This window comes from Staphylococcus sp. SA22 (assembly GCF_054165785.1).
The window spans coordinates 89,984-103,232 of sequence record NZ_JBSZQY010000010.1 but is presented as its reverse complement, the minus strand read 5'-3'; the positions used below and the strand labels follow the sequence as shown (position 1 = coordinate 103,232).

The 13,249-nt window shown below is 32.7% G+C and carries 11 protein-coding genes; 4 read left to right on the top strand and 7 right to left on the bottom strand.

The annotated features are described in order from the left end of the window. Positions 1-347 precede the first annotated feature (347 nt). Positions 348-443: a hypothetical protein gene (locus ACXQH5_RS09885; RefSeq protein ID WP_031845114.1), complete on the top strand. Its 96-nt coding sequence runs from the start codon at positions 348-350 to the stop codon at positions 441-443. Here ACXQH5_RS09885 and ACXQH5_RS09880 read toward each other — a convergent pair. From ACXQH5_RS09880 to ACXQH5_RS09870, 3 genes are all read right to left on the bottom strand, one after another. Continuing rightward, complete coding sequence (locus ACXQH5_RS09880; protein ID WP_000721716.1) at positions 404-1,534, bottom strand: HAD family hydrolase; 1,131 nt, start codon at positions 1,532-1,534, stop codon at positions 404-406. The genes ACXQH5_RS09885 and ACXQH5_RS09880 overlap by 40 nt on opposite strands. Positions 1,535-1,640: 106 nt before the next feature. Beyond that, the gene (nagE, locus tag ACXQH5_RS09875; protein WP_000276353.1) at positions 1,641-3,107 is read right to left on the bottom strand and encodes an N-acetylglucosamine-specific PTS transporter subunit IIBC; all 1,467 of its coding nucleotides are present in this window, start codon (positions 3,105-3,107) and stop codon (positions 1,641-1,643) included. 127 nt (positions 3,108-3,234) lie between these two features. Next, positions 3,235-3,852: a lysophospholipid acyltransferase family protein gene (locus ACXQH5_RS09870; protein WP_000287588.1), complete on the bottom strand. Its 618-nt coding sequence runs from the start codon at positions 3,850-3,852 to the stop codon at positions 3,235-3,237. Positions 3,853-4,023: 171 nt separating this feature from the next. Here ACXQH5_RS09870 and ACXQH5_RS09865 point away from each other — a divergent pair, with 171 nt between their 5' ends. Next, positions 4,024-5,298 carry a S1C family serine protease gene (locus tag ACXQH5_RS09865; protein WP_001279341.1) on the top strand — a complete coding sequence of 425 codons (1,275 nt, stop codon included), beginning with the start codon at positions 4,024-4,026 and terminating at the stop codon, positions 5,296-5,298. A gap of 93 nt (positions 5,299-5,391) precedes the next feature. Here the strand turns inward: ACXQH5_RS09865 and tyrS are convergent, their stop codons facing one another. After that, positions 5,392-6,654 (bottom strand): tyrosine--tRNA ligase, encoded by a 1,263-nt coding sequence (gene tyrS, locus ACXQH5_RS09860; RefSeq protein ID WP_000186041.1) that lies wholly within the window; start codon positions 6,652-6,654, stop codon positions 5,392-5,394. 380 nt (positions 6,655-7,034) lie between these two features. Here tyrS and ACXQH5_RS09855 point away from each other — a divergent pair, with 380 nt between their 5' ends. After that, positions 7,035-7,940 carry a transglycosylase domain-containing protein gene (locus ACXQH5_RS09855; RefSeq protein WP_000184370.1) on the top strand — a complete coding sequence of 302 codons (906 nt, stop codon included), beginning with the start codon at positions 7,035-7,037 and terminating at the stop codon, positions 7,938-7,940. On the opposite strand, the gene ACXQH5_RS09850 is transcribed toward ACXQH5_RS09855, so the two are convergent. Continuing rightward, positions 7,920-8,012, bottom strand: coding sequence for a hypothetical protein (locus ACXQH5_RS09850; protein ID WP_031761401.1), 93 nt, complete (start codon positions 8,010-8,012; stop codon positions 7,920-7,922). The genes ACXQH5_RS09855 and ACXQH5_RS09850 overlap by 21 nt on opposite strands. Positions 8,013-8,141: 129 nt before the next feature. Next, complete coding sequence (gene harA, locus ACXQH5_RS09845; protein ID WP_001032785.1) at positions 8,142-10,829, bottom strand: haptoglobin-binding heme uptake protein HarA; 2,688 nt, start codon at positions 10,827-10,829, stop codon at positions 8,142-8,144. Between harA and ACXQH5_RS09840 the strand changes: the two genes are divergently transcribed. Next, a complete protein-coding gene (locus ACXQH5_RS09840; RefSeq protein WP_000927785.1) occupies positions 10,828-10,917 on the top strand; it encodes a hypothetical protein in 90 nt (29 codons plus the stop codon). The two genes, harA and ACXQH5_RS09840, sit on opposite strands and share 2 nt — an antisense overlap. 245 nt (positions 10,918-11,162) lie before the next feature. Here ACXQH5_RS09840 and ACXQH5_RS09835 read toward each other — a convergent pair whose 3' ends face one another. Then, the gene (locus ACXQH5_RS09835; RefSeq protein ID WP_000149395.1) at positions 11,163-12,830 is read right to left on the bottom strand and encodes a formate--tetrahydrofolate ligase; all 1,668 of its coding nucleotides are present in this window, start codon (positions 12,828-12,830) and stop codon (positions 11,163-11,165) included. Positions 12,831-13,249 lie beyond the last annotated feature (419 nt).

Below are 13,249 nucleotides of genomic sequence, written 5' to 3'. Positions count from 1 at the left end.
TAAATTATACGAAGGGACCCAACACAGAAAATTCATTTTATTGAATTTTACATTTATGTGCAAGTTGGGCAAAGTGTCTTATTTTTTAAAGTATTTCAAAGTAAAATTACATGTTAATACGTAGTATTAATGGCGAGACTCCTGAGGGAGCAGTGCCAGTCGAAGACCGAGGCTGAGACGGCACCCTAGGAAAGCGAAGCCATTCAATACGAAGTATTGTATAAATAGAGAACAGCAGTAAGATATTTTCTAATTGAAAATTATCTTACTGCTGTTTTTTTAGGGATTTATGTCCCAGCCTGTTGCTTCTTGGCATTTTTTCATTATTAATTTCATTGTAACTCAATATGAAACCTTTGGTTCAATTATTCACTTCAAGTTATGCTGTCAAACAACAATCAAATTACAAATTATCTAGTACACCTCTAAGTTCACCTAAATGATTAATAACATAGTCGGCATGATGCGCTTCTAACTCACTTGCAGCATCCTTACCTTTTAAACCTGTTAATGTTCCAATAAACGTTGCACCTATTTTTTGAGCACTTAATAAGTCAGCTAACGAATCGCCTACTATAAATACGTCATCTTTATTTACAATGTTATTTTGCTTATTGATATAAGATTCATATTTATCGCGTTTATTACCATATAAAGCTGCGATATAACTAAAAGGATTCGGCTTTCCTAATGGTCGTGCTTGCGGATACATATTCTCTGCTTCTAAAACATCACTTGCTGTTGCAATAAAATCAGCTTCAAAATATGGTAACAATCCTAAATTTTCAAATGGCACAACAGTCTCAGTATAAGGACGACCTGTTGCAATACCTAATTCGAAACCAGCACCTTTTAAATCATTCAGAAGTACCTTAACTTCATCTACCGGTCTCAAAATAATTTCTTGATAAATATAACCTGTCTTAAAAGTAGTTCGTGCTATTTTCTTTTCAACCTCTTCATACAACTTCGATCCTAGATACCATTCTTGATAAACTTCTTGCGCTAACGTCCATAATGCACCCTTCAAACTAAATAAAGTAGCATCCGAAACATGTAACTCTGTTATTGCAAACTCTTCCAAAGCAGCATAAATATTATTTTTACCAACTTTTACATTATCCAAAAATTGTAAAGGTAGTTGTTCATTTAAATTAAAACGGTCTGCTAAGTTTGTGCTTATATTTTGCAACTTCAATTTGACAGGCTCATCTTGATACATGAATGCCTCAATTTCATCATGTGATAACTTTTTCAAAATATCAATTAAATGAATACTAAAAACGATAAATAACATATCCCAATTTGAATTCAGCCCTAGCGATTTTAATTTGTTTAAAATCTTATCTTTTTGAAAAATTCGATTCCTAATGTCTTGTATATCGTTATCAGTCAAAGTTTCCCAATCTATATGTGAATGAAGACCTAAATAACACTTATCCATTAATAATTCATATACCGTTAATGCAGAGACATCGAAACAACGTTCTTCACTTAAAAAAACGCCATCAACATCAAATAAAATTTTCTTCACAATCCCCACTCCATTTCTGAAAATTCAGATATAAATCATTCTACTATTTGACTAAAAAAAGCGCAAACCCTATTGAAGTTAGATTTGCGCTTTAGCTATTTAAATTTTATAAATGTTTTTCAATTTCATCAGCAATCTGCTGTACGTGTGTACCGACAATAACTTGAGTTGAATGTTTACCATTAACAGTAACACCAACTGCACCGGCGTTTTTAATCTTCTGTTGATCAATAATAGATGTGTCTTTTAACTCTAGACGCAACCTTGTTGCACAATTAGTTAAATTAACAATATTCTCTTGACCACCTAAACCTTCTAATATTTGTATAGCATGATTATGATATTTACTTTGTTTAATATCATTTTCACCAGGAGCAATATTATCTTTTACAACTGTTGGATCAACTAATTCATTTTCACCTCTACCAATCGTATTTAAGTTAAATACTTGGATTACTACACGGAAAATCACATAGTATAAGATGAAGAATACAACACCTTGAACAAGCAACATCAATGGATGATTTGATACCGGATTAATTAGTGATAACACATAATCTATCAAACCTGCACTAAATGAAAATCCAGCTGTCCAATGGAATGTAGCTGCGATAAATAAAGATAATCCTGTTAATAACGCATGAACAACATATAAGATTGGCGCAACAAACATAAATGCAAACTCAATCGGCTCTGTAACACCAACGAAAAATGCTGCAACTGAACTCGCTAGGAACCAACCGTAAACTTGCTTTTTCTGAGTAGTTTTAGCTGTATGATACATTGCTAACGCAGCCGCTGGAATACCGAACATCATGATTGGGAAGAATCCCGCTTGATAGCGTCCTGTAATACCTTTTATAGCATCTTTGCCACTTTGGAATTTACCAATATCATTAATACCAATCGTATCAAACCAGAACACACTATTCAGTGCATGATGTAATCCTGTAGGAATTAATAATCTGTTGGCAACACCATATACGAAAGCACCAAATGATCCTAAACCAACTATAGATTCACCAAATTTTACAATCCATGAATAAAGTAGTGGCCATAAGAATAACAAAATGACAACTAAAAATGTACAGTAAAATGCAGTCATAATTGGAACTAGACGTTTACCACTAAAAAATGATAATGCTAATGGTAATTCTGTTTCACTAAACTTATTGTATGCATAAGCTGCTATTAAACCTATTACAATACCAACAAAGACATTGCCATTATTCATCTTTTCAAAAGCTGAATTTATTTCCGAAGCTTTCATTCCTAATAAAGGCGCTAATTTCATTGGTGATAATACAACTGTAACTAAAAAATATCCTAACGCAGCTGCAAGCGCGACTGCACCATCATTTTTCTTTGCCATTCCTATAGCTACACCAATTGCAAATAAAATACCTAATTGCTCTAAAATCGTAGTACCTACCGTAGTAAAGAACATTGCGATTTTCGGCGCCGCATGAAGTGCATTTAACGTATTACCAATTCCGGCAATAATTGCTGCAGCCGGTAAAATGGCAACTGGTAACATTAACGAACGCCCTAAATTTTGGAAAAATTTATACATTGAATGTCATCCTTCTTAAAATAAGGTAGAAATATAAAGATTACTAATGTAACTAGAATAACTACTTCGATACTCCGTTATAGTCACCTAGGCTTACTAACCAGCTATATTTCTACCTCAAGTTATTTTATAAACTTTTTACAATTTCATGCAATTCTTGTTGTAACTTTGCTGTTCGTGTTTCAATCTCTTTTGTAATATAATCGATACGCTCGTTTCGTTTTAAATCTTTAGGTAAATCGTTAATATCGATTGGTTTACCAATATTTATGTATGCTTGTCCTGTTAAAAGACCGTGAATCTTAGTAGGACCAACATAAGCAACAGGTAATATTGGTGACTTACTTAACATGGCAATTGTTGAAGCACCACGTTTCAAAGGTGCACCTTCTTGCGATGTGCGAGAACCTGTTGGGAAGATACCAACTGTCTTATTATCTTTCAACAAATTGATTGGACGTTTTAAAGTACTAGGTCCTGGATTTTCACGATCTACAGGAAATGCATTTAAAGACGTTAAAAATTTACCAATCCATTTATTTTTGAATAATTCTTTTTTAGCCATATAATGAATTTGATTAGGATATAATGCCATACCTAGCATAATGACTTCGTTATAACTTTCATGTGTACAAGTTACGACATATTTACTATCCTTAGGAATATTATCTTTACCGATTACGTATAATGATTTTGACATTTTAACTAAAATGAAATTCAAAATCTTACTAATCACTGAATACATTGTGCCACCTACTTAACTTATTTGTTTATAACAACTAGATTTTATCACTATATTTTTACTAGAACAAGATAGTCTGAAAATACATCTAAAGTTGTATAGTGTATTACTAGCAATAATTATAAAAAAAAGACATAATTAAAGCATATATAAATCATATAATGGAGGTTAAGTATGTCAGATTTTAATCATACAGATCATTCTACAACAAACCATAGCCAAACACCTAGATACAGAAGACCTAAATTTCCATGGTTTAAAACAGTCATCGTTGCATTGATTGCTGGAATCATTGGTGCACTTCTAGTACTTGGTATAGGCAAAGTATTAAATAGTACAATTTTAAATAAAGATGGTTCAACTGTCCAGACAACAAATAATAAAGGTGGCAATCAATTAGACGGTCAAAGCAAGAAATTCGGTACCGTTCATGAAATGATAAAATCTGTCTCCCCTACAATTGTTGGAGTTATTAACATGCAAAAAGCATCAAGTGTAGACGACTTATTAAAAGGCAAATCATCTAAACCATCTGAAGCCGGAGTAGGTTCAGGTGTCATCTATCAAATAAACAACAATTCAGCTTATATCGTTACAAACAATCATGTTATTGATGGCGCAAATGAAATTAGAGTCCAATTACATAATAAAAAACAAGTTAAAGCGAAATTAGTTGGTAAAGATGCAGTAACTGATATTGCTGTACTTAAAATTGAAAATACAAAAGGTATTAAAGCGATTCAATTTGCCAACTCTTCAAAAGTACAAACTGGTGATAGCGTATTCGCAATGGGTAACCCATTAGGATTACAATTTGCTAACTCTGTAACATCTGGTATCATTTCAGCAAGTGAACGTACTATTGACGCTGAGACAACTGGTGGCAATACAAAAGTCAGCGTTCTTCAAACAGATGCTGCTATTAACCCAGGTAACTCAGGTGGCGCATTAGTAGATATTAATGGTAATTTAGTTGGTATTAACTCAATGAAAATTGCTGCGACACAAGTTGAAGGTATCGGGTTTGCCATTCCAAGTAATGAAGTTAAAGTAACAATTGAACAACTTGTAAAACATGGTAAAATTGACCGCCCTTCGATTGGTATTGGTTTAATTAATTTGAAAGATATTCCTGAAGAAGAGCGCGAGCAACTTCATACTGATAGCGAAGACGGTATTTATGTCGCAAAAGCTGATAGTGATATTGATCTTAAAAAAGGTGATATTATTACAGAAATTGATGGCAAGAAAATTAAAGATGATGTTGATTTAAGAAGCTATTTATATGAAAATAAAAAACCTGGTGAATCAGTCACTGTTACCGTTATCCGTGATGGTAAAACAAAAGAAGTTAAAGTGAAATTAAAACAACAAAAAGAACAACCAAAACGTCAAAGCCGATCAGAACGTCAATCACCTGGCCAAGGCGATAGAGATTTCTTTAGATAATTTACAGACAGAAAAGTACATTAAGAGCCTACTCATATTCATTCCTAAGAATGTAATGAGTAGGCTCTAATTTATTGAGCTATGCAATTATATTTATTGATAGTTAACCATGAAGTATTTTTTCTTACCGCGACGAATAATCGTAAATTCGCCATCAATTTTATCTTCTGGTGCTAAAGCATAATTAACATCTTGTTGTCTCTCACCATTAATATAAATCGCACCATTGTTAACATCTTCACGTGCTTGTCGTTTAGAAGGAGAAATGCCTGTTTCAATAAGGACTTCAACGATATTTGTTGTGTCATTTGATAATGTCACTTGAGGCACATCTTTAAATCCATCTTTTAATTCTTTCGCTGATAATGATTTTAAATCACCACTAAATAATGCTTGTGAAATACGGATTGCATCTTTTAATGCATCTTCACCATGAATAAATTTAGTTACTTCTTCAGCTAATGTTTTTTGAGCTTCACGTAAATGCGGTGCTTCATTTTTAGATTGTTCTAAGCGATCAATTTCTTCTTTTCCTAAGAAAGTAAAGTATTTTAAGAATTTAATTACATCTTCGTCTGATTGATTAATCCAGAATTGATAAAATTCATAAGGACTTGTTTTTTCAGCATCTAACCAAACAGCACCTGACTCAGATTTACCAAATTTCTTACCATCTGATTTAGTTACAAGCGGAATAGTTAAACCGTATGCCTCTGTTTGACCATACATACGGCGCATTAATTCAATACCACTTGTGATATTACCCCATTGATCTGATCCACCTACTTGAATCTTACAATTCAATTCTCTATTCAAATGACCGAAATCAATAGCTTGTAAAATCGTGTATGTGAATTCTGTATATGAAATACCATGTTCTAAACGACTTTGGATTGAATCTTTACCTAACATGTAATTAACGCCGACGTGTTTACCATAGTCACGTAAAAAGCTAATTAATGAAATTTGTCCTAACCAGTCTCTATTATTAACAAGCACTGCACCATGGTCTGTTCCAAATTCAAAAATATTATGCATTTGCTTACTAATACCTTCGATATTTTTATCTACTTGTTCTTCTGTTTGTAGCACACGTTCTTCTGATTTACCTGATGGATCACCAATCATACCTGTACCACCGCCAATTAAAACGATAGGACGATGTCCATGTTCTTGAAAACGTCTTAATGTTAAGAATGGTAGTAAGTGACCAATGTGTAAGCTATCTGCCGTTGGATCAGCACCGCAGTATAACGTCACTTGTTCTTTATTTAATAAATCTTCAATACCTTGTTCATCAGTTTGTTGATAAATAAGACCTCTCCATTTTAAATCTTCAATTAATACATTCGTCATTATTATTTCCTCCTATTTATAATTATTTATTGAATACTTGTTAAAATACTTTAAAGGTTTTTGAACGTAAAAAAACCCTTACAACAAATATGTAAGGGCGCGATTGCACGTTACCACCAAACTTAAACATAATCATAAGATAATGTTCACTCTATTAATGATACGTTCATTAATAAACGTAGGACATGTTAGTTATAAAGGTGTATTCATATTATTAAAAACACTAGTTCACAGCGACCACTAGCTCTCTGATGATTTCAAATAATATTACTTGTCCTTTTATCCTATTCTTTATGCATTTTCTCTAATTATAATTAACGTTAAAATAAAAGTCAAATTGCTTAAATATGGTATACTATACGTAATTTAGGAGGTTAAAGATGACGAATCAAGACAACAATCATCAATTGAATCATCGTATATATCATTTTGAAAAGATATATAAAGCTATCAAACATGTCATTGTTTTTATATTTATGATTTTCATTGCCATCGTTGCTATCGCTGTGATTGCGATGTCTTTATATTTTCATCATTTAACTAAAACATCCGACTCATTATCAGATGATGCTTTAATAAAAAAAGTTCGACAAATACCTGGCGATGAATTATTAGATCATAATAACAAAAATTTATTATATGAGTATAACCATTCTCAAAACTCACTCATTATAGGCCCTAAAACATCAAGTCCAAATGTCATTAAAGCATTAACGTCATCTGAAGACACTTTATTTTATAAACATGATGGCATCTTACCAAAGGCAATTTTAAGAGCAATGATACAAGATATTTTTAATACTGATCAAAGTTCAGGTGGTAGCACAATTACACAACAACTTGTTAAAAATCAAGTTCTTACCAACGAAAAAACATATAGTAGAAAAGCAAATGAACTTCGCCTAGCAATTAGATTAGAACACCTACTCTCAAAAGATGAAATTATATATACATATTTAAATATAGTTCCCTTCGGTAGAGATTATAATGGCGCTAATATTTCCGGAATTGCATCCGCTTCATATAGTTTGTTTGGTATTCCACCAAAAGATTTATCAATTGCACAATCTGCATACCTTATCGGTTTGTTGCAAAGCCCATATGGCTATACACCCTACGAAAAAGATGGAACGTTAAAATCAGATAAAGATTTGAAATATAGTATCCAAAGACAACATTATGTATTAAAGCGTATGTTAATCGAAGATCAAATCACTGAAAAAGAATACAACGACGCATTAAAATATGATATTAAATCACATTTGTTAAATCGAAAAAAGCGTTAATTGATGCTCACTTTTTAAAGTAACCACAACAATGCATCCAAATATTAAAAACAGCAGTAAGATTATTTTCAATTAGAAAATTTCTCACTGCTGTTCTTTATTTTAAATACTCTAAAGGAAAGCCATTAAACCAATCAATAGTTTATAATTTAATTGCTTTCACATTGTCTACAAAGTTAATCATACATATGCTATATCCAGTTAATTATTTAGATTTTTTTTGAATTTCGGAATGAATAAAGCTAACATACCTAATAACGCATATAAGCCCCACCATGATTGACTTGAAGTTGTTTCTCCAGTTTTTGGTAGCATTTTAGATTGACTAAGTTTGTTTTCTTTCGATGGTGTGCCAGCCTTTTCTTTTGCTTTCACTGTTTTGTCTACAGTTTTATGAATATCACTCGGCAGATGTTCAGTTGTTTTTTTGTCAGTAACTTTGATAGTACTGATAGGATGATATTGCATTGTATCAATGTTTGTTTCAGTTCCAGTATTATTATTAACTTTATTTTTATCGGCAATATGATCCATCTGTATGACTTTGTCTTTATTTTTATTAGAGTCTTTATCAGTATCGACATTAGATGACATTCCAACGCTATTATCAACACCCTTATCAGTGTCTTTAGCAATTTGAGTATCCATTTCTTTAAGATCATACTTATCGAAGTGATTATTATCCGACATATCGGATAAATGATCAACATCATGTTGCACGTCTTTGTCAATATTATTATCAGCATCTTTAACCATGTCAGACTCTGGTTCTATCACATCTGCTTTATCAGACGCATCTTTTGGATTTGTTGCAGTGCTGCTATTTTCAGCTATATCTGTATCAGAAACCTTATCTTCTTGTCCTGTTTGTACATTTAGCGGTTCACTTGTGTTATTTTGTGATGTGTCCTCATCTTTTGTCTTGATATCCTGATTTATAATTCTGACATGATATTGACCTTCATAACCAATGTTTGCCACAACGACTTTAACAATCGCATTGTAAACTGCTTTGTCAGGCATATATGGGAAAATCAGCGTTCTAGAATTATTTTTAGGATCTTTAGAAACAGTAGTGACACGTTTACCTTCTACAATTAAATCTTTCCAGTAACTGTCATCCTTTGTTTTCATCACTACATATTTTTGACCATTTAAAGTTGCTGTATAGAATGGATGTTCAACAAATCCATCCATGACTGACTCACTATTTTCTTCACTTTCAAAAACAACAAAATGCGCTTCTTGTAAATCTGTTAATTGATCATTTGTAGGTGTAACATTTTCAAATTCCGTCACTGCTGATTTAACTTGATCAGCTAACTCTACTCTAGTTTGATCTAATTTCTTTTTATATTCCGCCTTATATTTTTCTGGCAATTTCTCTTGTAATTTTTCTAATTCATAAACTTGTCTTTCTAACGTTTTAGCTTTGTGATACGGAGCTAATAATTTTTGTAAATTGTATGTTTCCTCATCCACATAGTCGTCTGGGTTATTAGTAATAGGCTGTGCAAAGACCATTAGCGTATAATCATAGTCTTCATGGATGTTCTCACCATATTCAATAGATGACACAATTTTAACTTCTCTCGTACCATTAGATACTGGGAAACGAATATAGGCATAATCTTTATCAGAATCATATGATACTAATTCGACTGGTAACTTTTTGTCACCTTCATAAACTTCAAATTTCTTCCATGTTGAAGCTGTCTTTAAACCTAATTCAATTATTGGTCCTGTTTTTGTAAAAATGACAGTTGCTGGTTCAACAGTACTAGCATAATGATAGAACTGTCTTTCACCTTTATCATTTTTCATTTGAAAATCAATTGGTCGCCAATTATCAGCTGTATGTTCTTTATCGATGATAGCCGGGTTTTTAATTGCATCTTGTAGTGATTCATCTGCTGGTGGATACTGTTGATTAACATCCGACTGATTACTTGACTCATTCGTTTTATCGTTAGTATTACCATTAGAATTTGTTTCATGAGCTGGTTGGCTTGACGCTTGATCTGCATTCGCTGACGATTTTGGTTGTGCAGGTTGACTCATATTGGTCGTTGTCTGCGGTTGATCACTAGTATTGTTCGTCGTTGATGTATTTTGATTAGATATATTCGTGTTTGTTTGATTACTTGCGTCTGAACTTGATTGATCATTCGTTGCTACTGCATCATTTGTATCTGATTTTACAAGTGAAGAATCGTTATAAATAGGTTTAGCAAATACTAATTTAGTATAATCATAATTTGTTTCAGCTCCATCATCAATTTGAGTTGAAGAAACAATTTTCAATTCTTGTGTGCCATCTGAAACTGGGAATCGAATATAGGCATGGTCTTCTGGTACAGGACTATATGATACAAGTCTCACTGGCAGTTTTTGATTGTTTTCATATACTTCAAACTTCTTCCATGTTGAAGCAGTATTGATGTCTAATTCAACTTCTGCTTTCTTTTTAGTGTAATACACATCTGCTGGATCTTTGATGCTGAAAAAGTGATAGTATTGCGTTTCATTGTTTTTATCTAATAATTGGAAATTGACTTGTTCTCTTGGACCTATATCATGTTCTTTATTTTCTAATGCAGGATCTTTAATTGCATCTTTAAGTGATTCATCCGCTACAGGATAGGTTTTCGCAGTGTTTGCTGGTTGCGTAGCAGGTTGTGTTTGATTTGTATCCTTTGGTGGCTGAGTTGTAGTTGCATTATTATTTTGATTTTCCGAGATTTTATCTGAAGTATTTGTATTTTCTGCTGCTTGTGCTTGATGTTGAGAAGTAATTAAAAATAGTGTACTGACAATGACCGATGCAACGCCTAGAGTTGATTTTCTAATAGAATAGAAAGACCTTAATTTTGGGTGATGTTTGTTCATGTTGTTAACAACTCCTATAAGATTGTATTTAATTGATAATAATTATCAATATCAATTATTAGTGTTAATTGTAGCGCATCCCAATTAAATATTGCAACCTATTTTATTAAAAATTTTTAATATGAATATCCATTGCATCGCTTCCCTATTCTTCAAGCACACTTTTTATCTTCAAATACATTTATTAACCACCTTCAAACATTGCCGTTAGATTCGCCAAATTGAATCTATTTTTAGCACAGCAAAAAAACCGAACTGCTGAAATAATGCATCTCCAACAGTCCGGTCTATTAAACTAATTACTTAACTTTATTAAACAATTGCCATGATGTATTAGAATAGCCCAATTGCATGACCATCATCAGTAACATCCATGTTTAATGCTGCTGGTTTTTTAGGTAAACCAGGCATAGTCATGATTGCACCTGTCAATGCTACGATAAATCCTGCACCTGTTTTCGCTTCTAATTCACGAATTGTAATTTCAAATCCTGATGGTGCACCTAACAACGTTTGATCATCTGAGAATGAATATTGTGTTTTCGCCATGCATACTGGGTAATTATCCCAACCATTTTCTTTAAATTGTTTTAATTGTTTTTGCGCTTTACTGCTAAACGTTACTTTTGAACCGCCATAGATTTCAGTCACAATCTTTTCAATCTTTTGCTCTAATGGTAATTCTAATTCATATAAAGGTTTAAATGAATTAGGTTGATCAATGACTTCTAATACTTCATTTGCTAAGTCAACGCCACCTTTACCACCTTTTTCCCAAACTTCAGTTAAGGCAATTCGTACGTTATTTTCTTTAGCCCAAGATTTTACATATTCTACTTCTGCATCGGTATCATGTATAAATGCATTAATTGCAACAACCGGTTCTACACCGAATTTTTTAATATTATTAACATGACGCTCTAAATTAACAATTCCTGCTTTTACTGCTTCTACATTTTCTTCTTTTAAATTATCTTTTGCTACACCACCATGCATTTTTAATGCACGAATCGTTGCTACAACTACAACTGCTGCTGGGTCGAATCCAGCTTCACGTGCCTTAATGTCCATGAATTTTTCAGCGCCTAAGTCTGAACCAAATCCAGCTTCCGTTACAACGATATCAGCTAAATCACGTGCTGTTTCAGTTGCTAAAATTGAGTTACAACCGTGTGCGATATTCGCAAATGGTCCACCATGAACTAATGCTGGTGTCCCTTCAATTGATTGTACTAAGTTTGGTTTAATTGCATCTTTTAAAATCATTGCAAGTGCACCTTGCACTTTTAAATCTGCAACTGTAACTGGCTTGCGATCTCTAGTGTAACCAATAGTAATACGACTAATTTTATCTTTTAAGTCTTTAATACTTCTACTTAAACATAAAATCGCCATAATTTCAGACGCTACTGTAATATTAAAGCCATCTTCACGTGGTACACCATTTGTAGGTCCACCTAACCCAACGTTTACATGTCTAAGTGCACGATCATTCATATCTAATACACGTTTCCATTCAATACGTCTTTGATCGATTCCTAATTCATTACCTTGGTGAATATGATTATCTATAAACGCAGACAATGCATTATTAGCAGTTGTAATCGCATGGAAATCCCCATTAAAATGTAAGTTGATATCTTCCATAGGTAAGACTTGCGCATAACCACCACCAGTTGCGCCACCTTTAATACCGAAAGTTGGTCCTAAGGCAGGTTCACGTAACGCTACCATAACGTTCTTCTTCAACTCATGAAATGCGTCAGCTAAACCAACAGTAACTGTTGATTTGCCCTCACCTGCTGGTGTTGGACTCATTGCAGTTACTAAAACAACTTTCCCTTTGCTATCTCTTGGCGTAATTTTATTAATGTCGATTTTAGCTTTGTAATGACCATAAGGTTCTAATGCATCCTCTGAAATGCCTACCGATGCAGCAATATCCTTAATTGGTTGTAGTGTTGATTGATTCGCAATATCTAAATCTGATAAATGAGTCAACTTTTTTCGCCCCTTTTTGTTTATTTTATGCATTTTAAATATGTAAGTTGTAGCTAAGAAATTTTTACTTACATTCATATAATAACGAACTGTTAAAAACTTGTCGACTAAATCGGGTTAGCGCTTTCATTTTTGCAATAAATTCACTTATTAAAGTTTTGTATTATACAACTTTTAGCGCTTGATACTATTGATAACTATATTTTTCTATTATTTAAAATAGTCATATTCCAAAGGTCATATTAAAAATAAAAAGCAATATAAAGATATGCCATTATTGTTATGTCATCATTTTCAAATGCTTTCTACGAAATAATATGACACAAGTTAACAGCTCTTTATATTGCTTATCATAAAGTAAACTAATATTTAAACATTAACATGAAATATGTTGTCTCCCTTTATTCTTAGAAAGAAAT

Excerpts from the sequence above, each read along its gene's own strand:
- ACXQH5_RS09840 (WP_000927785.1), top strand. The coding sequence starts at position 10,828 with ATGTTGTTAACAACTCCTATAAGATTGTATTTAATTGATAATAATTAT.
- nagE (WP_000276353.1), bottom strand. The coding sequence starts at position 3,107 with ATGTATAAATTTTTCCAAAATTTAGGGCGTTCGTTAATGTTACCAGTT.
- harA (WP_001032785.1), bottom strand. The coding sequence starts at position 10,829 with ATGAACAAACATCACCCAAAATTAAGGTCTTTCTATTCTATTAGAAAA.
- ACXQH5_RS09885 (WP_031845114.1), top strand. The coding sequence starts at position 348 with ATGAAACCTTTGGTTCAATTATTCACTTCAAGTTATGCTGTCAAACAA.
- tyrS (WP_000186041.1), bottom strand. The coding sequence starts at position 6,654 with ATGACGAATGTATTAATTGAAGATTTAAAATGGAGAGGTCTTATTTAT.
- ACXQH5_RS09865 (WP_001279341.1), top strand. The coding sequence starts at position 4,024 with ATGTCAGATTTTAATCATACAGATCATTCTACAACAAACCATAGCCAA.
- ACXQH5_RS09870 (WP_000287588.1), bottom strand. The coding sequence starts at position 3,852 with ATGTATTCAGTGATTAGTAAGATTTTGAATTTCATTTTAGTTAAAATG.
- ACXQH5_RS09855 (WP_000184370.1), top strand. The coding sequence starts at position 7,035 with ATGACGAATCAAGACAACAATCATCAATTGAATCATCGTATATATCAT.